The 25,362-nt window shown below is 46.3% G+C and carries 22 protein-coding genes; 2 read left to right on the plus strand and 20 right to left on the minus strand.

The window, feature by feature from the left end; all coding sequences use genetic code 11:
* Positions 1-108 precede the first annotated feature (108 nt).
* The 7 genes from FE785_RS08250 to FE785_RS08280 form a co-directional block, all read right to left on the minus strand.
* Complete coding sequence (locus FE785_RS08250) at positions 109-456, minus strand: hypothetical protein (protein WP_138565301.1); 348 nt, start codon at positions 454-456, stop codon at positions 109-111.
* A gap of 160 nt (positions 457-616) precedes the next feature.
* Positions 617-1,843, minus strand: a complete 1,227-nt coding sequence (locus FE785_RS08255) for a cysteine desulfurase (protein ID WP_138565302.1) — start codon at positions 1,841-1,843, stop codon at positions 617-619.
* Positions 1,844-1,870: 27 nt separating this feature from the next.
* The gene (sufD, locus tag FE785_RS08260) at positions 1,871-3,202 is read right to left on the minus strand and encodes a Fe-S cluster assembly protein SufD (RefSeq protein WP_138565303.1); all 1,332 of its coding nucleotides are present in this window, start codon (positions 3,200-3,202) and stop codon (positions 1,871-1,873) included.
* A gap of 59 nt (positions 3,203-3,261) precedes the next feature.
* Positions 3,262-4,014, minus strand: a complete 753-nt coding sequence (gene sufC / locus FE785_RS08265) for a Fe-S cluster assembly ATPase SufC (RefSeq protein WP_138565304.1) — start codon at positions 4,012-4,014, stop codon at positions 3,262-3,264.
* Positions 4,015-4,071: 57 nt separating this feature from the next.
* Complete coding sequence (gene sufB, locus FE785_RS08270) at positions 4,072-5,541, minus strand: Fe-S cluster assembly protein SufB (RefSeq protein ID WP_138565850.1); 1,470 nt, start codon at positions 5,539-5,541, stop codon at positions 4,072-4,074.
* A gap of 172 nt (positions 5,542-5,713) precedes the next feature.
* A complete protein-coding gene (locus FE785_RS08275) occupies positions 5,714-6,493 on the minus strand; it encodes a hypothetical protein (protein ID WP_138565305.1) in 780 nt (259 codons plus the stop codon).
* 41 nt (positions 6,494-6,534) lie between these two features.
* Positions 6,535-7,479, minus strand: a complete 945-nt coding sequence (locus FE785_RS08280; RefSeq protein WP_168188940.1) for a zinc ABC transporter substrate-binding protein — start codon at positions 7,477-7,479, stop codon at positions 6,535-6,537.
* Between the two features lie 110 nt (positions 7,480-7,589).
* On the opposite strand from FE785_RS08280, the gene FE785_RS08285 reads away from it, so the two are divergent.
* Positions 7,590-8,519, plus strand: coding sequence for an ATP-binding cassette domain-containing protein (locus FE785_RS08285; protein ID WP_238696242.1), 930 nt, complete (start codon positions 7,590-7,592; stop codon positions 8,517-8,519).
* Positions 8,519-9,319 carry a metal ABC transporter permease gene (locus tag FE785_RS08290; RefSeq protein WP_138565307.1) on the plus strand — a complete coding sequence of 267 codons (801 nt, stop codon included), beginning with the start codon at positions 8,519-8,521 and terminating at the stop codon, positions 9,317-9,319. The genes FE785_RS08285 and FE785_RS08290 overlap by 1 nt, the downstream gene beginning before the upstream one ends.
* Before the next feature lie 104 nt (positions 9,320-9,423).
* On the opposite strand, the gene folA is transcribed toward FE785_RS08290, so the two are convergent.
* The 13 genes from folA to ftsL all read right to left on the minus strand — a co-directional run bounded on the left by folA (position 9,424) and on the right by ftsL (position 25,343).
* Complete coding sequence (gene folA, locus FE785_RS08295; protein WP_202978294.1) at positions 9,424-9,936, minus strand: type 3 dihydrofolate reductase; 513 nt, start codon at positions 9,934-9,936, stop codon at positions 9,424-9,426.
* Positions 9,933-10,766 carry a thymidylate synthase gene (locus FE785_RS08300; RefSeq protein ID WP_138565308.1) on the minus strand — a complete coding sequence of 278 codons (834 nt, stop codon included), beginning with the start codon at positions 10,764-10,766 and terminating at the stop codon, positions 9,933-9,935. The genes folA and FE785_RS08300 overlap by 4 nt, the downstream gene beginning before the upstream one ends.
* A gap of 68 nt (positions 10,767-10,834) precedes the next feature.
* Positions 10,835-11,632: a prolipoprotein diacylglyceryl transferase gene (gene lgt, locus FE785_RS08305; RefSeq protein WP_138565309.1), complete on the minus strand. Its 798-nt coding sequence runs from the start codon at positions 11,630-11,632 to the stop codon at positions 10,835-10,837.
* A 191-nt stretch (positions 11,633-11,823) separates the two neighbouring features.
* Complete coding sequence (locus FE785_RS08310) at positions 11,824-13,854, minus strand: methyl-accepting chemotaxis protein (RefSeq protein WP_138565310.1); 2,031 nt, start codon at positions 13,852-13,854, stop codon at positions 11,824-11,826.
* A 172-nt stretch (positions 13,855-14,026) separates the two neighbouring features.
* On the minus strand, positions 14,027-14,806 hold the full coding sequence (locus tag FE785_RS08315; RefSeq protein WP_138565311.1) for an SDR family NAD(P)-dependent oxidoreductase: 780 nt from the start codon (positions 14,804-14,806) through the stop codon (positions 14,027-14,029).
* A gap of 43 nt (positions 14,807-14,849) precedes the next feature.
* A complete protein-coding gene (murG, locus tag FE785_RS08320) occupies positions 14,850-15,938 on the minus strand; it encodes an undecaprenyldiphospho-muramoylpentapeptide beta-N-acetylglucosaminyltransferase (RefSeq protein WP_238696243.1) in 1,089 nt (362 codons plus the stop codon).
* Positions 15,939-15,969: 31 nt separating this feature from the next.
* Positions 15,970-17,208 (minus strand): putative lipid II flippase FtsW, encoded by a 1,239-nt coding sequence (gene ftsW, locus FE785_RS08325; protein ID WP_238696244.1) that lies wholly within the window; start codon positions 17,206-17,208, stop codon positions 15,970-15,972.
* Positions 17,209-17,283: 75 nt separating this feature from the next.
* A complete protein-coding gene (gene murD, locus FE785_RS08330; protein ID WP_138565313.1) occupies positions 17,284-18,639 on the minus strand; it encodes a UDP-N-acetylmuramoyl-L-alanine--D-glutamate ligase in 1,356 nt (451 codons plus the stop codon).
* 47 nt (positions 18,640-18,686) lie between these two features.
* Positions 18,687-19,769: a phospho-N-acetylmuramoyl-pentapeptide-transferase gene (mraY, locus tag FE785_RS08335; protein WP_138565314.1), complete on the minus strand. Its 1,083-nt coding sequence runs from the start codon at positions 19,767-19,769 to the stop codon at positions 18,687-18,689.
* 195 nt (positions 19,770-19,964) lie between these two features.
* A complete protein-coding gene (locus tag FE785_RS08340) occupies positions 19,965-21,461 on the minus strand; it encodes a UDP-N-acetylmuramoyl-tripeptide--D-alanyl-D-alanine ligase (RefSeq protein ID WP_168188941.1) in 1,497 nt (498 codons plus the stop codon).
* 5 nt (positions 21,462-21,466) lie between these two features.
* A complete protein-coding gene (locus FE785_RS08345) occupies positions 21,467-23,080 on the minus strand; it encodes a UDP-N-acetylmuramoyl-L-alanyl-D-glutamate--2,6-diaminopimelate ligase (RefSeq protein WP_138565316.1) in 1,614 nt (537 codons plus the stop codon).
* Positions 23,081-25,009, minus strand: coding sequence for a peptidoglycan D,D-transpeptidase FtsI family protein (locus tag FE785_RS08350; RefSeq protein ID WP_138565317.1), 1,929 nt, complete (start codon positions 25,007-25,009; stop codon positions 23,081-23,083).
* Entirely contained in the window at positions 24,996-25,343 is a 348-nt protein-coding gene (ftsL, locus tag FE785_RS08355; RefSeq protein ID WP_138565318.1) for a cell division protein FtsL, read from the minus strand. The genes FE785_RS08350 and ftsL overlap by 14 nt, the downstream gene beginning before the upstream one ends.
* Positions 25,344-25,362 lie beyond the last annotated feature (19 nt).

The following is a 25,362-nucleotide window of genomic DNA, read 5'->3' on the forward strand; positions in this document are numbered from 1 at the left end:
AACGAAACCTGTTTTAGGTTAGCGCCAATTATCGACTCTATGTAACAAATTCATTGCTTACTAGGCTAGCATCGATTCGGCTCAGCTAAGTTGAGAAACCCTTGCAGATTACTGCAGTGAAACGGGCTCTTGCTTATGCTCTTCATTTTCTTCAATTTTTTCAAAAGGTTCCTTGACCGGTCTTGGCACCACCCAGAAAAACTGCGCCAGAATTGCCGCCAGTTCCGTGGTCTTTTTCAAGGGTTCGGTAATTTCAATACTTGAACCCAACTGGCTTTCAACATGTCCGGTTTGCTTGGCCTGCTCAATCATCTGCCAAATCACCTCATCCGCTCCTTCCAGCAAGCCTTCATCCGGATTCCACCAGGCCATCATCGTGTCAAAGCGATCTTCAAAGTTAGCCAATGGAATCAATTCCAACTGAATCCAGTGCAAAGGTGTTTTCTCTTCACTCATTACCCTATCCTTTTTCTCTGCATTTAAACTATCTCATACAGCCCGGGGCAACTCAATGCGATTGGCGATTAATTTTTTATGCTGATACACAAAACCGCTTAAATAAAAAAAGCGACCGAAGTCGCTTTTATCCAATTTACCGCGGCTGGCTTTAGCGCAATTAAAGCAGCATATCTTTCGCTTCTTCAATCGCACTGACTAAACGGTCAATGTCCGCTTTATTATTGTAAACCCCTAAAGAGGCTCGCACCGTGGCAGGCACATTGAAATGCTGCATGACCGGCATCGCGCAGTGATGACTGGCGCGCACCGCAATGCCGTCCTGATCCATCAAAGTCGCCATATCATGCGGATGAACGCCTTCAATAATAAAGGAGATGACCCCGCCTTTATTTTTAGCCTGGCCGATAATCTGCAAACCGTCGATCCGACTCAAGCTCTCCGTTGCATAAGCTAACAGCTCATGTTCGAAACCAGCAACCTGCTCCATACCAATAGCCGTTAAAAAATCGATTGCGGCCCCAAGCCCGATGGCTCCGGAAATATTTGGCGTACCTGCCTCAAACTTATAAGGCAAGACATTATATTCGGTCTTTTCAAAGGTCACCGAATAGATCATGTCTCCACCGCCTTGATAAGGCGGCATTGCTTCCAATAAGGTTTCTTTGGCATAAAGCACACCAATACCGGTTGGACCATACATCTTATGCCCGGAAAGTGCATAAAAATCACAACCAATATCGGCAACATCTATCGCCATGTGGGCACACGCTTGTGCACCGTCAACCAACATTTTCGCACCTACCGAATGGGCGATTTCCGTCATTTCCTTGACCGGGTTAATGGTTCCCAGTGCATTCGACATATGGGTTGCGGCAACCAGTTTGGTTTTTTCCGAAACCATACCTTGCAGAGCACCTAAACAGATCTCGCCCTGATTGTTCATGCGCAACACATTCAAACGAATACCGAGCTGATCACGCAACAACTGCCAAGGCACAATATTGGAATGATGTTCCATTTCGGTGACAATAATTTCATCACCTTCTTTTAGATTTTCACGCGCCCAACTCTGTGCCACTAAGTTAATCGCCTCGGTGGTGCCGCGAACAAACACCACCTCTTTGGTCGAGGCGGCATTTATGAATTGACGCACCTTTTCACGAGCACCTTCATATTTCTCGGTGGCGCGTTCACTCAGACCATAAACACCGCGATGTACATTGGCGTTTTCTTGACGGTAATAACGTGCTAAAGCATCAATCACCATCTGCGGTTTTTGCGAAGTCGCACCATTATCCAAATAGACTAATGGGTGCCCATTTTCCTGCTGGTTGAGAATCGGGAATTGTGCTCGGATATCAGCAAAATTTTGCGTTGCAGCCATGTTTATATCAGTCCAATTAAAACGCTATTAAGCTTGTTGCACGGAATTTAATGCTTTTGACAGACACTCGGTCGCCCAAAAACGAATCGCATCATTGGCAATGGTTTCACATGGTTCCAATAAGAACGCATGGGTAATCATATTGATCGCATCTTGGCGACGAATACCACGTGCCTGCAGATAGAAAATCTGATTTTCATCAATCTGACCGGAAGCCGAACCATGAGAACACTTCACATCATCAGCGTAGATTTCCAACTGAGGCTTGGTATCCATTTTTGCACTATCAGACAATAACAAGTTTTTGTTATCCATCTGACCATCGGTCTTCTGTGCTTTTTGGTCAACACGGATCATACCGTTAAAGACACCTGTTGCCTTGCCCGACAACACATATTTATGCAACTGGCGGCTAATGCCATTTGTATCGTTATGTTCGGTATTGGTACGTGAGTCAACAGTTTGACTGGCCGTTGCCAGACAAGCACTGTTCTGATTGTTTTCGATGTGATCGCCATTCATAGTCAAATAGTTCTGCTGACGAGAAATCGCAGATCCCACTGAGGCAAAGAAACTATTGAACTGGCTACCTGCCTGCTGATCGATGAACTGGTTATTGAAGTAATAACTGGCTTCACTTTGATCCTGCAAAATCACTTGATGCACTCTGGCATACTTGGCAACGAAAATTTCTGTCAACACATTGGTACAGGCACTGTCATCGACGTTGTCTAATAGGCTTACAAAGCGCTCAACCACAGTCACTTCGGCATTTTCACCGACTTCTATTCGATTACGGATATTGCCCAGATTATTGTTCGCCGTCTGCACATTCATAATGTAAAACGGCATGGTAATCTGGGTATTGGCATCAACATTGAGCGCAAAACCATCGGCCAGCAATGCGCTATTCAACAGACCAAACGGCTCTTTATTGATTTTTTCCTGATTGGTAAACAACTTATCCGCATTGCTGTTTAACTCTTCCCCGTCTCTAAACAGCTCAAATTGAACCCCATCAGGTAAAGCTTGCAGATTATCCGACAAGGCCTCATTGAACCAGCCATCAACAAACACCAAGACAATCGCCGCAAAGCTAGGCATAAACGGACGAATATCATCGCTAGTCAAAGGTTGAGCCGGCTTTAATTCAAAGTGCTTCTGAACAAAACCGGTCAAACGTGTATATTGCCAGTCTTCATCACGCTGCGTCGGGAAACCTTGCTTTGCAAACAGTTGACTCGCTTGCTCTCGAATTTGTACAACTTGTGGATTACTGCAACTGGCGTTCAATTGTTTCGCTTGATTCAAATAATGATCAACGGCTTTCTGTGCGACAGGTGAAATTTTTCTTTGCATCTAATAGTTCGCTTCTATCGATTAGGATGAATTTGTTTCTTAGTCAAACACGTCTATGATTAAGAGTGTGCTTGAATAATCTCGTCATAGCCGTTTTCTTCCAGCTCATGAACCAGTTCAAAACCACCTGATTTGACGATTTTTCCGTTGTACAACACATGCACATGATCAGGCTTGATGTAATCCAATAAACGCTGGTAGTGAGTGACCACTATAAAGCTACGCTTATCGTCACGTAAGGCATTAACCCCATTGGCGACGACTTTAAGTGCATCGATATCCAAACCGGAATCGGTCTCATCCAAAATGCATAGTTTCGGTTCAAGTAGAGCCATCTGGAAAATATCATTACGTTTTTTCTCACCACCGGAGAAGCCGACATTAACCGAACGCTCAAGAAGGTCGGCACGCATATTTAGCAGTTCGATCTTGCTTTGTGCAAACTCATCAAAATCAAACATATCCAAGGCCGGTTCGCCACGTTCTTCACGAATCGCATTGACCGCAGTCTGCATAAACAGTTTGTTGCTCACACCTGGAATCTCAACCGGATATTGAAATGCCAAGAACAGACCTTTACGGGCACGATCCTCAGGATCCATATCCAGCAGATCTTCACCATCAAAGGTGACAGTTCCCTCGGTTACTTCATAGTCATCTCGTCCAGACAAAACATTCGCCAAGGTACTTTTACCCGCTCCGTTTGGTCCCATAATGGCGTGAACTTCGCCAGGATTGACTTCGATATTCAATCCTTTGAGGATCTGTTTATCATCAATTTCTGCTTGTAGATTATCGACTTTAAGTAACATGGTTTTCTTTCACTAATAAGGTTGCAATATTTAATTTGGACTCTGGTTGATTCGGTTTTAACCTACCGAACCTTCCAGACTGATGGCTAACAGCTCTTCGGCTTCTTGAGCAAATTCAAGAGGCAGCTCACTGAACACCTCTTTACAGAAACCATTTACAATCATTGAAATGGCGTCCTGCTCACTGATTCCGCGTTGCTGACAGTAGAACAACTGATCTTCACCGATACGGGAAGTGGTCGCCTCATGCTCAACTTGAGCAGTTGGATTCTCCACTTCGATATATGGGAATGTATGGGCTCCGCACTGATCGCCAATCAACATGGAGTCACACTGGGTAAAGTTTCGTGCACCTTCGGCGGTTGGCAGGATTTTTACCAGACCGCGATAGGTGTTATCACTTTTACCTGCCGAAAGACCTTTGGAGATAATGGTACTGCGCGTGTTTTTACCGATATGAATCATTTTGGTACCCGTATCGGCCTGCTGACGACGATTAGTCAAAGCAACCGAATAGAATTCACCAATCGAGTTATCACCCTTTAACACACAACTTGGGTATTTCCAGGTGATCGCTGATCCGGTTTCGGCCTGAGTCCATGACAATTTCGAATTACGCCCTTCGCAGACACCACGTTTGGTAACGAAGTTTAAGATACCGCCTTCACAGTCATCATCACCCGGGTACCAGTTTTGTACGGTTGAGTATTTTACCTCGGCATCATCCAAAACGATGACCTCAACTACCGCTGCATGCAACTGGTAACTGTCACGAACCGGTGCAGAACAGCCTTCGATATAACTGACATAGCTGTTTTTATCGGCAATCAGAATGGTACGCTCGAACTGGCCGGTCTTCGCTTCATTAATACGGAAGTAAGTAGATAGGTCAATCGGGCAACGCACGCCTTCGGGGATATAAACAAAGGTACCGTCCGATGCCACTGCCGAGTTCAATGCGGCAAAGTAGTTGTCATGGTAAGGCACAACAGTACCCAGATATTTTTGCACCAATTCAGGATAATCCTGAACGGCTTCCGAGAACGAACAGAAAATAATACCTAGCTTAGACAGGTCTTCACGTTTAGTGGTTGAGATAGAAACCGAGTCAAAGATGGCATCGACCGCGATATTCGCTTCATCTCCTGCAATCGGTACCCCCAGACTGGCAAAAGCCTTGGCTACTTCTGGATCGATTTGCTCTTCAACACCTGAGTCTGTTTCACAACTTCCGGCGCAAGAACCGCACTCAGGTGCGGAATAATAACTATAGTCCTGATAGTCCAGAGGCGTATATTCGGCTTTGGCCCAATGGGGCTCTTCCATGGTCTGCCAATGCTTGAATGCTTTTAAACGAAACTCAAGCATCCATTCAGGTTCGTTCTTTTTCGCCGAAATGGCGCGCACGACATCCTCGTTCAATCCACGTTCAAATGTCTCAACCGAGGTAGTGGTAACAAAACCTTCTTTATAGTGTTTGTTTTTCGCCAGAAGGCTGTCAATTTCTTCGTATTGACTTGTCTGCATCGCGCCTTCAGGAACCAATTCTGTAATTTTTGCTGCTTCAGCCATCTTGATAAAATTGCCTAATATTAATATCTGAGTATTTTAGTTGGTTATTCAAAAAAAGTCCATGCGGATCACATAAAAATCCTAATGCCGACCACGACAAAAAATTACATTAAGTAGAATTATCACCTCAATAACGCGCGGCCTTAATCAATTGCTCGAACCACTCATCATTAAGCTCAAACCCATAGATTTTTAGATAATTCTCTGGTTCCGTTTGATCCGCCGCAAAACTATCCAAGCGACAAGCACTGCCTTCTAAACGTACACGATTGGCGTACTCCAAAGTATTAAGATTCGCAGTGACACGCAATATCGGCATGGTCAAACTATGGCGTGAATTATCCAAAGCCATCAGCAAGTGGTCGAACACCATCTGAGAAACATCAAACCGCAAACACTGCAGTTGCTGCCCAACCCAAGGGTGGCTTAACTGCTTTTGAGCGTTTTGCTTTTTACTAAAAGTCGTCAAGATATCCTGCGGCCACTGCTGGTTCATCACCCTAACAATCGGTAGAGCATTCAGGCCATGTTTTTTTAGCCATGAGCTCCACTCTGCCTGCAATGTCAGATCGCTTTGTTCTGTGAAGTTGAAGACGATACTATCGGCTCCCTGCAGCTGGGCAAGCAGCAAGCTTTCCAAACCTGGCAACCAGCATAACGCCTGCGGCGAGCTGCGCACATCGATCACACAGGCATGGTGCACATCGTCCTGTACAACAGGGAAATCGACGATACCATTGTCAACAAAAGACCAGCTATAAAGCCCCGGCTTATCTACTGATTCCGCGAGCTGCAAAGAAGCCGTTGGCATATCGACAAACTGTAGCTGCCAGGTCGATAATAACCTCGATATTCCGCAACCGGGCAAACCGGTCAATACCACTTTTAAATTACCTGCGTTTTGCATAGCTTTCTTTCAGACTCTACTTCTAGGCCATCCTGCAATTTCTATGGCTGCAAACACTTGAACACTTCATGCGCCAAGCTGTGATAAAGCTTCTCATAGCCAACAAACCCCTTATCACTGCTCTGTCGTGAAGTCGACTGCCCCGCTGATCCGACACCTAAAGGATCGGCAACGCCGATTTTGACATCGGTACCACGAGTGACCGCTTGAATACGTCTTTCGGGAAACTGTGGCTCTTTAAAGACACATACCACCTCTTTGGCAAGCACCTTATTGCGCAATTCATAAACACGACGAATACTTGGCGCAATGCTTGGGTTTAACTGGATCGAACCGACCGCATTTAAACCATAATGCTTTTCAAAATATTGAAACGCATCATGCAGAACCAGATAAGGCCGTGACTTAACCGCCGACAACATTTCCTGAACCTGTTTATCCAAGGCTTGCAAAGCTTGCACAAACTTGGCTTCACGAGTGGCAATCTGTTGTTTTTTGTATGGCGCCAACCGCTGCAGTTCCCGACTGACAACCTTGACCAATTGCACCGCATTATCAAGCTCCAGCCAAAGATGACCGTCGACTACCAAATCCTTGTGCTCCGCATGACTACCTTGGCCATGCTCATGATCGTGCCCTGCCTGCCAGGCGCCGCCCTCTCGAACCGGCAGACGCTTAATGTCCTTCAAGTTGGCAAACTGGACAACAGGCGCATAAATACTGAATAAAGATTTATTTAACCAAGCATCGATACCGGCACCGTTCATCACCACCAATTCAGATTGATGCAATGCTTTGAGGTGAGAAGGTTTGAGCTGAAAACCGTGCGGGCTGCTACTGGCATTGAGCAATAACTGCAAACTGTCGTTTTCATCCAACAAAGGTTCAATCAAACCTGCCAAAGGCGCAATACTTACCGTGACGATAACGCCTTTCTTGGTTGGCGATTGTGCATAAGCGCTCTGGCTTACCGCCAAGGCCAACATTGCCCATAGAAAAACTCTAGCGAATTTGCTCGCTTTTGATGCGAAGCGGTAATTAAATTTTAGTAAATTTGTTATTATCATCTTTATTTCATGTTCCACTAAGGCTTAGCGTGCAAAACCACAGCTCAATGACTCCTGTCGATAACCTATCCACAGCAGATTCAATCCTGATTGAAGCGCAAAACATTAACCACCGTTTTGCCGACAATCTGGTACTGCAAAACATCTCTTTGCAGATCCTACCCAAACAGATTGTCACCCTAATCGGCCCAAACGGTGCCGGTAAATCAACACTGTTAAAGATTCTACTCGGCTTGATCAAGCCTAGCGAAGGCAAGATTCGCCGTGCTGAAAATCTTCGCATCGGTTTTATGCCGCAAAAAATCCAGGTCGATCCGACTCTACCAATGAGTGTTAAACGCTTTTTGCAACTTGGTTTAAACCGTCATCACCCAACCAATCACAAAGCCGCATTGGCAAAAGGCAGAAAACCTTTATTCAAACGCTTAGTTGAGCGCCTGTTTTTCAGGGCTCGCTATGATAACACATTGATTAATAAAACCATTGAAGAACTGGATATTGGCCATCTGCTAAACCAACCGATCCAAAAAGTGTCCGGCGGGGAAATGCAACGTATTTTGTTGGCGCGCGCGCTAATCAGACAACCGGACCTATTGGTATTGGATGAACCGGTTCAAGGGGTTGATTTGCAGGGGCAGACCGAAATCTATCAATACATCAATAAAATTCGTCATGAATATGGCTGCGGCATCTTGATGGTCAGCCACGATTTGCATATCGTCATGAGCCATACCGACCAAGTCTTGTGCTTAAACCAGCATCTCTGCTGTACCGGCCACCCGCAAAGCGTCAGCCAAAGCCCTGAGTTCCAGGCGTTATTCGGCGAAATGGCCGATGAAATCGCCATCTACGAACACCATCACGACCACTCTCAATGCCAGCACACTCATGGTGAACATCATCAAGAAAGCGCCAATGAAGAAAAACTGACCCTCAATAACCACAAGGAGGTTAAATAATGTTATTTGATCTTCCACAATTTATTTGGCTGGCACTGTTAGGCGGTCTCGGCTTAGCTTTAATTTCGGCACCTTTGGGCGTTTTTATGGTGTGGCAACGTCAATCCTACTTCGGTGCGACTCTGGCGCATTCCGCACTGCTGGGCATTAGCCTTGGCCTGTTTTTCAGCATCGATTTAACCCTAAGTGTGATTATCACCTCAATACTGGTGGCCACGCTGATTTTTGCTCTAGGCCAATATCGCCAGCTTTCCACCGACACGCTACTGGGAATTATGGCACACAGCAGCTTGGCGCTAGGCTTGGTGTTTATCAGCCTGCAAAGTAGTGTGCAAATTGATTTAATGAGTTACCTGTTCGGCGACATCCTGGCGGTGACACCACTGGATTTATGGTTGATTCTGCTCACCAGTGTATTGATTCTGTTTTTCCATATCCGCCATTGGGACAATCTATTAAACATTACTCTTAACCCGGAATTGGCCAGAGCTGAAGGTATCAAGGTCAAGCGGGTACAATTCGAATTCGCACTGTTGCTCGCGTTTATGATTGCCCTTTCAATGAAAATTGTCGGCGTCCTGCTGGTAACGTCTTTATTGATTATTCCTGCCGCGGCGGCAAGAAAACTGGCGCAATCACCGGAAACCATGCTGTTTACCAGCATGCTGTTCGGTAGCTTGTCGATTCTTGCAGGCTTGGCTTTATCTTTTCAATTTGACCTCCCCACCGGTCCGGCGATCGTGCTGATGGCAACACTCATCTTTCTTGCTCTGCAATTAAAACCTAACACAGAAAAATAGTGCTGAGCGGTTTATAGACTGAATGCCTAATATGGAAACAAAAAAGCCTTAGGCCATTTAACCTAAGGCTTTTTTGATGATCTGGGCAAAGAAACCTGAAGCGATCAAGCCGCCCTTTCAAGGGTGATAAAATCGAAGGCATATTGATGACGTGCATCAATTGGATGATGCTCTCTGGAAACTTCGAACCACTCCCCCTCTTGCTGCCAATCCGGGAAAAAGGTATCACCGTCAATATCAGCGTCAATCAAGGTCAGGTATAGGCGTTCAGCCTGCTCCATCATTTGAGAATATAATTGACCGCCCCCCATAATAACCACTTCATCCGGATTGTCGGCCTTAACAGCTTGTAACGCCTTTTCTACCGAATCGAAGACCGGTACGGAATAATTCAGGTCGGTCTGTCTGGAAATCACATAATTGGGTCTTCCCGGCAGTGGACGACAGCCCAGAGATTCAAAGGTTTTTCGTCCCATAATCACTGGCTTGCCTAAGGTGTTTTTCTTAAAAAACTGCAAATCATCAGGCAGATGCCAAGGCATATCGTTATCTTTGCCGATGACACGATTGGTCGTCATCGCAGCAATCATTGATATTCTCATTTGACTTTCATTCATACCGACACCTGCGCTTTGATATGCGGGTGTGATTCATAGTCCACTATTTCAAAATCTTCAAACTTATAATCAAAAATCGATTCCGGCTTGCGCTTAATGACCAACTTCGGCAAAGGATAAGGCTCGCGGCTGATCTGCTCTTTGGCCTGCTCGATAGTATTGTTATACAGATGCACATCACCGCCGGTCCAGACAAACTCGCCCACTTCATAGCCGGTTTGCTGAGCAATCATGTGCAATAGCAATGCATAGCTGGCAATATTGAACGGCACCCCTAGAAAAGTATCGGCGCTACGCTGGTATAGCTGACAAGAAACACGATTATTGGCCACATAGAACTGGAAAAACGCATGACAGGTCGCTAACGCCATCTGCCCATTTTCAACATTCTGTTGCGGACTGATCGACTCATCCGGCAGGTCAGACGGGTTCCATGCGGTGACGATCATGCGACGACTGTTCGGGTTGTTCTTCAGAGTTTCGACCACTTCGGCAATCTGATTGATGGTACTACCGTCCGGGTTCTGCCAAGCGACCCATTGCTTACCGTATAGAGGCCCTAAATCACCGGACTCGGTCGCCCATTCATCCCAGATACGCACGCCATTGTCTTTTAGGTATTTGATATTGGTATCACCACTCAAAAACCACAATAGCTCATGCACAATAGAGCGGATATGCAATTTTTTGGTGGTGACTAACGGAAAACCTTGTTGCAAGTCAAAACGCATCTGGTAACCAAATACTGAACGGGTACCGGTACCGGTTCTATCACCTTTATCGGTACCATTCTGCAAAATATGCTGCAAAAGATCTAGATACTGTCTCATATGCTGTTTTGTCTCATGTTAATTTTAAAATCGATCTTGTTTTGCCTAGGCGCCATAGCGCTGATAGTTCAAGGTTTAACGGCACTGCATTTTTTGCCGTACCACCATAAAAGCACACCGGCAATTATCATCGGCATTGAGAGAATCTGCCCCATAGTCAGCCAATTCCAAGCCAGATAACCTAGCTGCGGATCAGGCACCCGCCAGAACTCTACGATAAATCGGAAGACGCCATAGCCGATTAAAAATAGCGCCGCCACAGCACCCGGCGTTCTTGGCTTGGCACTGAACCACGCCAATACAAGCAGTAATACCATTCCTTCCAAAAAAGCTTCCAATAACTGCGTTGGATATTTCTGCACTGTTTGCATTAACAGCGGATCGTATACCCACATACCTAAAGGCGAATCGGTCAGCTTGCCCCACAATTCCCCATTAATGAAATTACCAATACGACCGGTCAACAAACCTAGCGGCACAATCGGCGCGACAAAGTCGGCTACTGATAACAGGCTTTGCTGGGTTTTACGTGCAAATAGCCACATTGCCAAGGACACGCCAAGCAGTCCGCCATGGAAGGACATGCCACCCTGCCAAACTTTGAATACATCCAACGGATTCTGTAGGTAGTGTGCAAAATCATAGAACAGGATATAACCGATACGGCCACCGAGAATGACTCCCATTGCCACATAAAACAACAGGTCACCAACCATTTCGCTATTCCAAGGCTGACGCGTGCGGGCACGTAATAAGGCATACCCCCAACCACCGACAAAAGCGATCAGGTACATTAAGCCGTACCAATGAATTTGAAAAAAACCGAGATCGAGAGCAACTGGATCAAGTTGCGGATATGTCCACATAGATTGAATTCTTTATGTTTTGTTTTTTATATTTTTCTGAATTATTTCAGCTTGAATTGGCATTATAGGACAGCACCCAACAAACTTAAACAAAACACGCCAAGAAATCATTGATAACTAAATAAAGGGCAATAAAAAAGCGGCAACAAATCGCTTTGAAGCCGCTTTTTACCAGTTTTAACAAAAACGAATTAAATCTTAAACTGGTGTACCAGCTGCTCTAAGCGGTCAGCCAGCAACTGCAAGTCATGACCTGCCGACTCGGTGCTTTGCGCACCTTCAGCGGCCTTTTCAGAAACATCGAAGATTTGCGAGATATTCTGATTGATTTGCTGTGCCAACTCACTCTGAGTATGCGCCGCAGAAGCCATTTGTCCGCTCATATTGTTGATGTCTTCCATTAAGATCACCACAGGCTGCAAGGTCTCTTTGGTTTTGGCAATCGCCTCACAACTTGCCTTGGTAGCGTCTTGTCCCGACTCGACGACTTTTACCGTAGACATGGTCGCCTGACGGATTTTGTCGATAATCTTTTCAATTTCCAAGGTCGATTCCTGAGTACGCTGTGCCAGCCCCCGCACCTCGTCTGCCACCACAGCAAACCCACGTCCATGCTCACCAGCACGCGCCGCTTCAATCGCTGCGTTAAGCGATAGTAAATTGGTCTGCTCGGCGATTTCACGGATAACATTGACCACGGTACCGATTGACTCACTGTCTTCGCGCAGATTATTGACCGATAGAGTCATCTGCTTCATACCTTCTGACAAGCGATTGATCTGCTCAGCGGTACCCAACACCATGTCACCACCTTCCTTAACACGAATCACCGCTTGCTCGGTCGCCTTGGATGTGTTGTGCGAATGGTCTTCAACACTCTTAGATTTCTGTGTCATATCAATCATTGAATTTGACAGGCCTCCGCTTGCCGCCAACTGCTGTTCGGCGCCTTCTTTAGCTTGCTGAGTAATACTCAATAGGCTTTTTGAAGAAACTTCCAGTTGTTCGATGGTTGAAGACACCTGCGAGAGCATGACATGAATCTTTTCAACGAATTTATTGAAGTGCTCTGCCATCTGACCGATTTCATCGCGACTCTTCACCGGTAGGCGACGTGTCAAGTCGCCTTCACCTTCGGAGATGTCTTTCATCGCTTCGGAGATCTCATTGATTGGCTCAGCTACCGATTTGGTCACACGAGATGAGACGAACATCCCCATTAACTGTCCGGCAATAGAAATCGTCAGCAGGATGATAATGCTGTTCAAGCTCAAATCAAGCACACCGTCACTGACCTCTTCCACGGTGCTGACCGCATAATCGGAAATTGAAATCAGCTCACTATCCAGCTGTTCAAATAATGGCAGAATCTCTGTTTTCATCAACCAGACATCCATACGCCATTTGTCACCACCATGAATCCCTTTAACCACCATATAGTGTTCACGGTATTGCTGATAGATGGTCTGCAGAACCTCAATACCATCTTCTTCTTCAATCGTCAGCTCCACAGAGTCCTGATTGGCAACTTTATTCATCAGTGTTTCAAATCTATCCAGATAAGCATCGGTCGCTTCTGCCATCGACTTATTTCTAAAGCCGATGTAACCTCGCAAACTACTGGTCACGTTAAGCCAAGTCTTTTGCATTTCCAATAAATCGGACAACAAAGCCTTACGTTCATAATCCAATTCATTCAACTCGGAATCCAACATGGTACGCAGGATCTGCTGAGTTCGCTGGGCAAGTCCCAATACATTCATATTCATATAATTGAATGCCGGAAACTTTTTCGAACGGTCGTTTTGGAAAACCTTGATCTCTTCAATCAATGGCGGCAATTTTTTAATACGCTGTTGCAAGTTCTGATAACTTTCAAGCAAAGTCTGGCTTTCGTCACCGTAACCTTTTAACGACTCGATTGATGTGGCTATACGCTGCTCAACTTCGGCAATCCCATTATTGTAGTGCTCAAGGATTTGCGGATCATTCGTCAATACATACATACTCAAGGCATTCATGCTTTTTTCTAGCAGGAACGCGGATTCATTGGCATTCAGAGCGATTGGCTGATGTTTCTCAACCACATCGGACATATTGCTGCGCACGAAACTTAGATTGACTGCCGCTTGGATGGTAATAATTGCCAGTACAGCCCAAATCACACCAAAACCGAAACGCATTTTTTGTCTAATTGTGAGTTTTGTTAACCAGTTTTTCATATATCTTCTGCTATTAAATTGACACCTAACCAAGCCTAGCAAACTAAATGCCAGTTGTATTTTTTACTTATTTTAAAGCTAGCTTGAACATCGTTGAAACGACCTGAAAACTAGGCGCGATAAGTTACGTACAAAACTCAAGAAATCTTTTTATATTGCGGCCATTTTGGACTTAACGTTGCGGATAATTACCACGAGCGATTAATCCGCCATCTACCGTGAGAATGGAACCGGTCATCCAGCCACTTGCATCGGATAACAGGTAAGCGGTGGCCTCGCCCATCTCATCGGTTTTACCATAACGGCCTAACGGCATTCGCTCGCACCACTTCTGCTGCATTGCAGGCTCATTCAATATGTGCTCGGTTCTTTCCACCGGCACGACACCCGGCGCCAACCCGTTGACACGAATACCATACTGTCCCCATTCAACCGCATGAACCTTGGTAATGGCATCCAAGCCCATCTTCGATGCGGCATAGGCGGAAAACCATTCGCAAGAGGCCTGCCCATGGATACTGCTGTTATTGACAATGGCACCACCTTGCTCAGAATCGATACAGGCCTGTGCAAAAGCCGCACTCAAGCGATACGGCGCCTGCAGGTTGACTGCCAACGTATCATCAAACTGACTGCCGTCAGCATCCTTCAAGGCGGTTGATTTGGTGACGATTCCGGCATTGTTGACCAGGCCGTCCAAGCCGTCAAAAATTTGCCAGGCCTGGTTAAAAAATAACGATAATTGATTTAACTGGCGAAAGTCCGCCTTAAGAATCTGTGCTTCGGCGCCAAGTTCTTGAACCTGTTTCAGCGTTTGATAAACACCGGCTTCATTGCGGTTGTAATGCAATACCAGACGACAACCTTCTCGCGCCAATACTCTTGCCATACCCGCACCGATACCACTGGATGCACCGGTAATTAAAATACGCTTAGTTTTCAGCCCCTGCATGCTTCTCGCCTCCTTGCCTTTAATCAAGCACTAGAATCCAGCTCTAGCTTTGTGAATCAACGCCTAAGATAGCCAATAGCCGTTGTGTTATTTTCTCAGTTGCCTGTTGTGGTGCCTGAGAACGGATCTGCTGTGAGGCTTCGGCACGTTTCTGGCCCTGGCCACACCAAATAGACAAAGCACGAGCTAAAGTTTCCGCACTCAACTCGCTTTGCTGAATCACTTCACCGCCTTGCAATTCGACCAGAGCCTGAGCATTGGCGGTTTGATGATCATCCACGGCATGGGGATAAGGCACCATAATTGCCGGTCTTGCCGCCGCCATCAATTCACTGACAGTCAAGGCTCCAGAGCGCGACAACACCATATCCGACCAAGCATAAGCCATATTCATATTGTCGATAAAGCTCACCACTTCGGCTTTCACATCCGCCGCCGCATAGGCATCTACCGCTTGCTGATAGGTTTTCTCGCCGGTCTGATGCTTGACCACCGGGCGTTGTTCGGGAGCCATTAACGCTAAGGCCTTAGGCAAGGTTTCGTTCAGAGCCAAGGCACCGCGACTGCCGCCTAAAACCAAAAGATGGCATGGCTGGGTGTTTTCCACACAATCAATCTGCTCCAGACCTTGCCTAACCGGGTTTCCCAAGGTGAAAACATTGTCGCCATGCAATGTATTTTGTTTGAATGCGCAAATGATCTCTTTCGCCAAAGGAGCCAATAACTTATTCGTCATGCCAGGAATCGCGTTCTGCTCATGAATGACCAGATCGATCCGCAAAGATTTGGCCGCCAAACCACCCGGCCCACAGACAAAACCACCCATACCTAAAACCAGATCAGGCTTTCTTCGCTGCATAATGGCTCTTGCTTGACGCCAAGCACACCAGACATTAAATGGCGCTTTCAACCATCCAATCAAACCATTGCCGCGTAAACCACGAATGGCGATATTATCAATCTCGATGCCGGCATTTTTTACCCAGGTCTGCTCCATGCCTCCAGCGGTTCCGAGCCAGCTGATTTGCACACCTTTTTCACTCAGGGCTTTTGCCAAAGCAATACCTGGAAACACATGACCACCGGTTCCTCCGGCCATAATCATCACTTTTTTGCTATTTGTCGATTGCACAGAAACTCTCTTGGTTTGTTAAACAATGCTGTCAGCTTCCCGTTACACCATTCTTGGCTCTGGATTTATAATCTTTGGCGCTAAGGCTCTTGCTCCCTCTACGGCGGCGTGGCGGTACGGGAGGGGTTAATTCAAAATCGTCTTTATCCTCCGGTTCATCAAAGTTTGGCGCCTTAGGTTCGGCAGGATAGAAACGGCTTTCATAATCCACACGAAATACCACCGCCAAAGCGGCGCTGAATAGCAACACACTACTTCCGCCATAACTCATAAAAGGCAAGGTCAAGCCTTTGGTAGGAAAGGCTCCGAGGTTAACCCCCATATTGATGGCTGCTTGTAATATCACCCAGATACCAACCCCATAGGCGATCATCGCGCCAAAGAAATGATTTGCCAATTCCGCCTTGCGCCCCACACGAAACAAGCGATAAGTGATCACCAGATATAAAGTGATCAAAAATAACACTCCAAAGAAGCCGAATTCTTCAGCGTAAATTGAAAACAGAAAATCGGTATGGGCATCCGGCAAATAGAGCAGCTTTTGCACACTGGCACCGAGCCCGGCACCGAACCATTCGCCACTGCCGGAGGCGATTAATGCCTGCGTTAGCTGATAGCCTTTACCGAAAGGGTCTTGCCAGGGATCTAAAAAACTGGTGACACGTGCCATGCGGTATTCCGAGGTGACCACAAGAAAAACCAGAATGGCAATAATCGGTACTACCGAAAACGCAAAATAACGCCAAGGCGCTCCGGCTATTAACAGCATCCCGGTAATCATAACGGCAATCACGAAGGTACTACCGTAATCAGGCTCCAACAACAGTAAAAACGCCATTAAGCCAAAGGGCAATGCGAGACGAAATACCGCGCCCATACTCTCTTTCACCGCATCGGCGTGGCGATCAAGATAACCGGCCATAAAAATGACCACCGCCATCTTCATAAACTCGGATGGCTGGAAATTCATTACCACCAGTGGTAGCCAACGCTTTGAACCATTGATTTCACGACCAAAAATCAGCACCGCGACCAACAAAGCGATGGCAAATAAAAACAGTTTGCCGCGATGTTTCTGCCAGGTTGCCAGCGGAATCTGAAATAAACCGTAGGCGATGATTGCCCCCAGCCCCATCGCCATCGCTTGGCGCATAAAGTAATGATTAGGGTGATCGAAACGCTCCTGACTGATGGCAATTGAACTGGAGGCAACCATCGTTAAACCAATCCCTGCCAACACCAAAATACAACCTAGCAACCAAAAATCCATTGGCCAGCTTCGATCTTGCTGTTTAACTTTTTGACAGAACTCTAGCAGCATCAAATCACTCTCAACCTACTTGCATCACTCAACACAACACTGCTTAACAAGGCTTTCAAAAACTTCACCGCGCTGGACATAGTTGCTAAATTGATCAAAGCTGGCACATGCCGGAGAAAACAGGACGCAATCGCCACTGGTAGCAATTTGCTTGGCTCGATTAACCGCTTCATTTAAATCTTCGACCAATAAAACATCGACTTCGCGTTCATTTTGCAGGTCGGTTGCTTGAATCGCATGATAGATATCTTCGCGATCTCTACCAAACAACACCACCGTTTTACAGAACTGCTCAACGGGAATTTTCAAACCGGAAAAATCGGCATCCTTGCCCACTCCTCCGGCAATCAGCACCAACTCTCCTGAGCACGCAGCCCCCAAGCTTTCAATCGCGGTGATGGTCGCGCCGACATTGGTCCCTTTGGAATCGTTGACCCACGATATCTGGTTATGGTTAGCGATCAATTGCGTGCGGTGCGGCAAGCCGTTAAAACGTTTCAAGACCTCAATAAAATGAGTATTTTCCACTTGGAACGGTCGACAAAGAGCCAGCATTGCCAAAGCATTCAACTGATGGTGACCGCCCTGCAACAGCATATCCTCTATGGCGACTTGCGCGGTCTGGCCATGCCCCAGATAAAGCTTGCCATCCAGTTCGACGATACCGTAATCCATATCGGTTAGCTCGTTCACCTGCTTTAAGCCAAAATGCAGTAACTGGCCGTGATGAACCATTGCGAATTCACTAAAACCAAATGGAATCACGGCAAACTCGGTATCGGCAAACACCTTGGTTTTGGCCTGAATATAATCCTCAATACCGTTATAGCGATCCATATGGTCTTCGCTGATATTCAACACAGTGGAAGATTCGGTCTGTAACGAATAGGTCGTTTCGAGTTGAAAACTGGATAGCTCCAGCACATAAACATCGTATTCGTTATCATCAATCAAGAGGTCAAGCGCCGGCTCACCAATATTGCCGCCGACACCGACCTGATAACCGGCCTGCTGCAAAGCCATACCGGTCAAAGTGGTGACCGTACTTTTACCGTTGGAACCGGTAATGGCGATAACCGGAGCGCCGACCGCGCGGGCAAAGAGTTCAATATCGCCGATGACCTGTTTACCGGAACGACGGAGTGCCTCAACCCAAGGTTCGGCTTTAGAGATACCGGGACTAAGCACCACCGTATCAAAGCGAGGCAACCAACCACTGGGCAACTCTTGCAAAGCGAATTCCACTTCGCTAAATTCTTGTTGTAATGAACTGATATCAAAATCAGCACGGGTATCAAATGCTAGGCAGTTTTCGCCTTGGCTGTGGAAGTAGCGCAATACAGACTGTCCTGTAACGCCTAAACCAGCAACTAAATACATCTATGTCACTCTCTTTAGCACAACTCTGTGCAACGCAAACCGGCTTGTTAACGAATCTTCAAGCTGGCTAAACCGATCAATACCAAAATAATGGTGATAATCCAAAAACGAACAATTACCTGAGATTCATGCCAACCTTTTTGCTCATAATGATGATGCAAAGGCGCCATTAAGAAAATACGTTTTCCACGTAATTTGAAAGAACCTACCTGGAGGATGACCGATAAGGTCTCGGCAACAAAAATACCGCCCATAATAAACAGTACCAACTCTTGTTTAACCGCTACCGCCATACCACCTAAGGCAGCACCGATCGCCAAGGACCCGACATCGCCCATAAACACCTGCGCTGGATGAGCGTTGAACCAGAGAAACCCTAAGCCGGCACCAACCAACGCCGCTGACAGGATTGTCATCTCACCGACACCGGGAATATATGGAATATTTAAATAGTCGGCAAAATAGACATGGCCGGATACATAGGCAAACACACCCAATGCGGCAGAAATCATGACCGTCGGCATAATGGCCAAGCCATCCAAACCATCGGTCAGATTGACGGCGTTTGAAGTCCCGACAATGACAAAATAACTCAATACCACGGTCCAAGCGCCAAGGTGAATGACCGTATCTTTCATATACGGAATCAGCAGTTCGGTTTCAGCAGGAACCGTTGCCATCGCAAATAAAGCATAGGCGGTGGCGAAACCGATAATGGATTGCCATAGATACTTGGTACGTGCTCTCATGCCATTCGGATCTTTGTAGACCACTTTTTTATAATCATCGACAAAACCGACCACCCCAAAACCGAGCATCGACAAGGTGACAGTCAATAGATAATGATTACTTAAATCCCCCCAAAGCAATACCGCCATGGCAACCGAGAACAAAATCATGGTACCGCCCATTGTCGGGGTGCCGGCTTTGATCAGATGGGTTTGCGGGCCATCACTGCGAATCGCCTGACCGACTTTTAGACGAGTTAACCAACGAATCATCGCCGGACCAATAACGAATGATAAAACCAACGCAGTCAATACGCTCATAATGGCTCTCATGGTGATATAACTGAAAACCGCAAATCCCGAAATATATTGCTGAAGATATTCGGTTAAATAAATGAGCATATGAAATGTGTCCTATCAATATAAAGTATAGAGCCCGTAAAATATTACGCTCTAAAGTTATTCAAAGAGTTTACTAAGTAAACGCAGATTATCAAAAATTTTCTTATTATTTTATCAAGCGAGCCTTCAAGGCTTGCCCAACTGCTCGCATCAGTAACGATGATGTAACGGTTGCCGTGTTACCTACAGCACACCTCAATTCTGTAACACCGCTTGACTGACCTGTTCCATTCGAGCGCTACGCGAGCCTTTCACCAAGACATTAAGCTTGTTATTTTGCTCAGCGGCTTGCCTTATCTTCGCTGCCAATACAACAGCCATCGCCTGATGATCGTCAAAAAACATCGCCTCACCCTGAAAAGCCCCGGTCATCACCCTGGCTTTTTCACCCAATACATATAAGGTGCTCACACCTTGCCGATAAGCAAACTGTGCCACCTCTATATGAGCCGAATCGCTCTGCTCACCAATTTCGGCCATGGCTCCAAGACAAAGTACCGACTCGCCCTGCAAACTAGTCAAGGCTTTGATGCCTGCCTTAACCGATTCTGGATTGGCGTTATAGCTGTCATCCAATAACCAGCCGCTCGCAATCCGGTTCTGCTGCAAACGCCCGCCCACTCCACTAAAGGTTTCTAAAGCCGGTTTGATTTGAGCCCAGTTCAACCCAGCCGCTAGCGCTACTGCACAGCAGGCAGCCGCATTCATGGCATTATGCTCACCCAAAACCGGCATAATCACCTGGTGGTTTTGTCTTTGCCCTTGTTCTTCAAATTGCAGAACCAGCTCTAAACCAAGTTTTGTATCGGATCGAGTCTGACAATTGATCAAACGAATATCTGCTCGCTCATTGCTACCAAAAGTCAAATTATGAGCAATGCCGCTGTTGCGGATTTTATTCTGCCAATAATCAAAACCTGCCGAATCGGTATTGCTGATGGCAACACCATTATTGGCGCCATTGGCATTCAGACCATCAAAGATTTCACCTTTGGTCTCGATAACCCCTTCAAGACTACCGAAACCCTCCAAGTGTGCGCCGGAAGCATTATTTAACAATGCGATATCAGGCAATGCCAAAGCGGTCAGATAACCGATTTCATGCAAATGATTGGCGCCCATTTCAATGACCGCATAATCATGCTCGGGGCGAATATTCAATAAGGTGCGCGGCACGCCAAAATCATTATTGAGATTGCCTTCGGTCGCTAAAACATTGCCATTGAGAGCAAAAATATCGGCCAATAAGGTTTTTACTGTGGTTTTGCCGTTACTGCCCGTCACCGCAATCAATTTTTTCAACGGCATCTGCTGACGGTGCCAGCGTGCAAACTGCCCCAAAGCAATTCTCGTGTCATCGACCTGCACTCCGGGAACAATCGTCTCGACATCTTCACTGACCAAAATCGCAACCGCACCTTGCTTAATGGCTTCATCGATAAAGGCATGGCCATCAAAATTGGCGCCTTTAATGGCAATGTATAAGGCACCGGCCTGTAGCGTTCGCGTATCGGTACTGACCGAAGTGAACCGTATTTTTTGCTGATCAAATAAAGGGCCGATAAAATCGCCATCGGTGGCTTGCTGCAGTTGCTCCAAATACCAATAAAACTCCGAATCGGTTTTTGCGCTGACAATTTGTTGTTGCATCATCTCTAAGGTCTTCTCAATATGGCTATCTGTATTGTTCATCTGCATCACCTTTTGCTGTGCAGCCACTGCTGCACCGCATCAAAGTCGCTATATGGCTGGCGCTCGCCTTTAATTTCCTGATAATCCTCATGACCTTTGCCGGCAATTACCACCAAATCGTGTTCTGCAGCCAGGCTTAAGACCTGCTGAATCGCCTCGGTTCGATCGACCTGCTGCATCACTGAAGTTTTCTGGGCTGTGTCAAACCCGGTCATAATTTCATCAATAATCCATTGCGGCTCTTCACTGCGCGGATTATCGGAAGTCACCATAACCTTGTCCGCATACTCGGCCGCAACTTCGGCCATCAAAGGTCTTTTACCACGATCTCTATCGCCGCCACAACCAAACACCACCCAAAGCTTAGCCTCTTTTTCTAGGTGATGTCGCGATGCGATCAATACCTGCTGCAATGCATCCGGAGTATGGGCAAAATCCAAAATCACACTTGGCTGCTGACTGACAATCTGCATTCGCCCCATAACCGCTTGCAATTGCCCACAGGAAGCCAACAAATCCGCTAACGCAAAACCTTGCGATAACAAAATCGCCAAGCTGCAACTGACATTCTCGATATTAAAGCGGCCAATCAATGGAATATTAACCGTTAAATTACTATCATCAATCGATTTTCGGGTACTGAAGCGCGCCTGCATACCTTGTTCATTCAAGGCCAACAGCTGATAGCTGCATAAGTGCATATTATCCAACCACAAATCAGGCAAACCACTGATTAAACAGTGCTCGCCATAAGCCCAAACAGACCATTGATCCTGCTGCTCATCTTTTTGCAAATCAAGCAATTCAGTCAACAATTCGCGACCGATTTCGTCTTCGCTGTTAATAATTTTCGCATCACTATGATAGTCGCGAAACAGCTGCATCTTAGTCTGCTGATAGTGCTTCAAGGTTGGGTGAAAATCCATATGATCACGCGTCACCTGAGTTAAGGCCGTAGCACAAAAGTGCACCCCTTGAATACGTCCCAAACAAATCGCATGAGAGGAAACCTCCATCACGCACCATTCAACGCCCAGCGCCACAAACTCGGCCAACAATTGCTGTAATGCGACTGCATTCGGTGTGGTATTACGGGTTTTCTGCAGTGCATGCAGCAGCATTTCGCCATTAAACACACCATTGCCCAGTGTGCCGATAATGGCGACTTTTTGCTGTTGCGCATGCAATAACTGGGCACAATAAAAGGCACAAGAGGTCTTGCCGTTGGTACCGGTAATGCCAATCACTTTTAACGACTGACTTGGGTAACCGTAAAACCACGCCGCTAAATCCCCCTGCATGGTTTGGATATTTTGTAGTGCCAGCACCATAACATCATGATCAATTTGCTCAAGCAGCGCTTTTTCACTGGCTCGCAAAGGTCTATCGGCAATAATGACGGCAGCGCCCTGCTGCAAGACATCAGCCAAAAACCTCAAACCATGTACCTGCTCTCCCTGCAAGGCAATAAACACATCACCCGAGGAAACATCACGTGAATCCTGCGTCATCTGGTTCAGCTTAACTTGCCCAGATAAGCTGCCCGACTTTTGCATGATTTGCAGATTCGCGTGCCGCTCAATAAATGTTAAGAGCTCGTTCAGAGTTCTGTTAGCCATCTAGCTTCCCTCCACCAACTGGTCCGGTGACACATTGCGCAAACGCAAAGCTTCCGACATGACTTCACGGAATGCCGGCGCGGCAACGGAGCCGCCGTAATAAACGCCACGACTTGGTTCATTGATCAACACGATCATTACCATATCCGGATCCGACACCGGCACAATCCCCGCGAACAAGGATAAGTAGGTGTTTTCTTTGTAACCACCACGGCTTTTGGTTTTGTGCACGGTTCCAGTCTTACCCGCGACGCGGTATCCCGGAATTTGTGCTTTTGGTGCGGTACCACCTTGTGCCACAACGGATTCCATCATGGTCAATACCGAATCGGCAATTTCAGACTCAATTACCTGATGACCTTGTGGAGCTTCATTTAATTTAAGGATACTTAAAGGCAACATCTCACCGTGATTGGCAAACAACAGATAAGAGTGTGCTAAATCCAATAGATTGGTGTTAAAACCATAGCCAAACGAAGCGGAAGCTTGATCAATCGGTTGCCATTCCTGTCCGGGTTTTAGGTAACCGTGGTTCTCACCTGGCAAAAACAAACCGCTTTCCTGGCCGATACCAATATCGGCCCAAAACTCTCTTTGCTGTTCCGGTTTCATCATCAAGGCGATTTTGGACACCCCGACATTACTTGATTTTTGAATAATCTCCAAAGGGGTCAACTCACCATGCCTACTGGTATCACTAATACGGTTTCCCTGAATGCGAATCGATCCTGGTGAAGTATCAATTACCGTATTTTCATCAATCACACCTTCATGCAAAGCCTTGGCGATAATAAAGGGTTTCATCGGTGATCCCGGTTCAATCAGATCGGTTATGACACGATTTTTAATTCCCGGACCACGTCTTTGCGCCGAATCGTTGGGATTAAAACTCGGCAAACTGACCATTGACAGGATTTCACCGGTTTTGGCATCGAGAATCACACTGCTGGCAGACAGTGCTTGGTGTTCAATCATCACCTTTTTCAGACTGCGGTAGGTAAAATACTGCAGATTCTGGTCAATACTTAAATTCAATTGATTTCCCGGCTTGGCATCCTTGATGTCTTTGACAAAATCGATGACATGACCAGCGCGGTCTTTTAACACCTGCTTTTTACCCGGCGTACCTTTCAACCAACTGTCATAGGCAAGCTCAATACCTTCAATACCCTTATCGTCGATATTGGTAAAGCCGATCAGGTTCGCACTGCTTTCCCCAGCCGGATAATAACGTCGATACTCACCCTGAGTATAAACCCCGTTCAAGTGTAGACTTTCTATTTTTTCCGCTAAATCCGGTACCAGTCCACGCCTTACATAAAGGAATCGTTTTTTAGATAGACGATATACCTTTTTCATCAAGGCCGTTCTATCCAAGTCTAGGTGTTTCGCCAACTTATCGAAAGTGTAACGATAACGATTCAATAAATTGGTATTCACCCAAACCGAAGGCAGGCTTTTATTGACGTTTATCACATTGCCGTTATGGCTATAATTCAATTCAATCTGCTTGATATAGACACCGGGCAAATCCAATTTGCTCAGCTTATCAATCAAATCACTGTCATTGATCTGGCGAATAAAACTAAGCCGTTTGTAACGGTTTCTTTCCGCCAACTTATTTAACTGGGGATCGGTCAAGTTGATCAGCTTGAGGAATGTTAGATAATCGCTTTCCAGTTGCGTAATGACTTTAGGATCAAGCCAAACAGAAGCCATAGGAGTACTTAAGGCAAGCAGACTGCCGTGGCGGTCATAAATAGCTCCACGTGGAGCGGGAATCGCAATATCACGGATTTGACGTTTTTCGGCCTCTTCCTGCAGAAAATCCGTTTTTACCACCTGAACGTAGTAAGCGCGCACCGCAATACCGATAAAGCCAATCACAATGAGGGCAAAAACAACTAAATCACGCCTAATTTTCGGCATTGCCCGTCTCCGTTAACGGCTCAGCATCCGGTTGGATATAGATATACTGGTAATGGGTTTTATCTAGTGTCATATTCAATTGCTTCGCCTGTTGCTCAACACGCGCAGGCGAGGTTAAATGCTGTTTTTCCAACATTAAGCGCCCCCATTCCTCGCGTGCTTCCAGTGCATGCTGCAAGGTCTGATAATAAGTCGATTCCACACTGCGAATTTCATGCTGGGTTTTGACAATCGCCAACAATGTCACTAAACAGATAAACAGAAGTAGCAAAAGAAAAAACCCACGCCACTTAAACGCTTTTAAGTGAGTGGGTTCTGGGGATGTGTTTTGCATATTAACCTATCGATGCATG

It is taken from the genome of Thiomicrorhabdus sediminis, assembly GCF_005885815.1.
GTDB lineage: Bacteria > Pseudomonadota > Gammaproteobacteria > Thiomicrospirales > Thiomicrospiraceae > Thiomicrorhabdus > Thiomicrorhabdus sediminis.

Bases quoted from the DNA above. Each gene is read 5' to 3' on its own strand.
- FE785_RS08250 (WP_138565301.1), bottom strand. From the start codon at position 456: ATGAGTGAAGAGAAAACACCTTTGCACTGGATTCAGTTGGAATTGATT.
- FE785_RS08255 (WP_138565302.1), bottom strand. From the start codon at position 1,843: ATGGCTGCAACGCAAAATTTTGCTGATATCCGAGCACAATTCCCGATT.
- sufD (WP_138565303.1), bottom strand. From the start codon at position 3,202: ATGCAAAGAAAAATTTCACCTGTCGCACAGAAAGCCGTTGATCATTAT.
- sufC (WP_138565304.1), bottom strand. From the start codon at position 4,014: ATGTTACTTAAAGTCGATAATCTACAAGCAGAAATTGATGATAAACAG.
- sufB (WP_138565850.1), bottom strand. From the start codon at position 5,541: ATGCAGACAAGTCAATACGAAGAAATTGACAGCCTTCTGGCGAAAAAC.
- FE785_RS08275 (WP_138565305.1), bottom strand. From the start codon at position 6,493: ATGCAAAACGCAGGTAATTTAAAAGTGGTATTGACCGGTTTGCCCGGT.
- FE785_RS08280 (WP_168188940.1), bottom strand. From the start codon at position 7,479: ATGTTGGCCTTGGCGGTAAGCCAGAGCGCTTATGCACAATCGCCAACC.
- FE785_RS08290 (WP_138565307.1), top strand. From the start codon at position 8,519: ATGTTATTTGATCTTCCACAATTTATTTGGCTGGCACTGTTAGGCGGT.
- folA (WP_202978294.1), bottom strand. From the start codon at position 9,936: ATGAATGAAAGTCAAATGAGAATATCAATGATTGCTGCGATGACGACC.
- FE785_RS08300 (WP_138565308.1), bottom strand. From the start codon at position 10,766: ATGAGACAGTATCTAGATCTTTTGCAGCATATTTTGCAGAATGGTACC.
- lgt (WP_138565309.1), bottom strand. From the start codon at position 11,632: ATGTGGACATATCCGCAACTTGATCCAGTTGCTCTCGATCTCGGTTTT.
- FE785_RS08310 (WP_138565310.1), bottom strand. From the start codon at position 13,854: ATGAAAAACTGGTTAACAAAACTCACAATTAGACAAAAAATGCGTTTC.
- FE785_RS08315 (WP_138565311.1), bottom strand. From the start codon at position 14,806: ATGCAGGGGCTGAAAACTAAGCGTATTTTAATTACCGGTGCATCCAGT.
- ftsW (WP_238696244.1), bottom strand. From the start codon at position 17,208: ATGGATTTTTGGTTGCTAGGTTGTATTTTGGTGTTGGCAGGGATTGGT.
- murD (WP_138565313.1), bottom strand. From the start codon at position 18,639: ATGTATTTAGTTGCTGGTTTAGGCGTTACAGGACAGTCTGTATTGCGC.
- mraY (WP_138565314.1), bottom strand. From the start codon at position 19,769: ATGCTCATTTATTTAACCGAATATCTTCAGCAATATATTTCGGGATTT.
- FE785_RS08340 (WP_168188941.1), bottom strand. From the start codon at position 21,461: ATGAACAATACAGATAGCCATATTGAGAAGACCTTAGAGATGATGCAA.
- FE785_RS08345 (WP_138565316.1), bottom strand. From the start codon at position 23,080: ATGGCTAACAGAACTCTGAACGAGCTCTTAACATTTATTGAGCGGCAC.
- FE785_RS08350 (WP_138565317.1), bottom strand. From the start codon at position 25,009: ATGCCGAAAATTAGGCGTGATTTAGTTGTTTTTGCCCTCATTGTGATT.
- ftsL (WP_138565318.1), bottom strand. From the start codon at position 25,343: ATGCAAAACACATCCCCAGAACCCACTCACTTAAAAGCGTTTAAGTGG.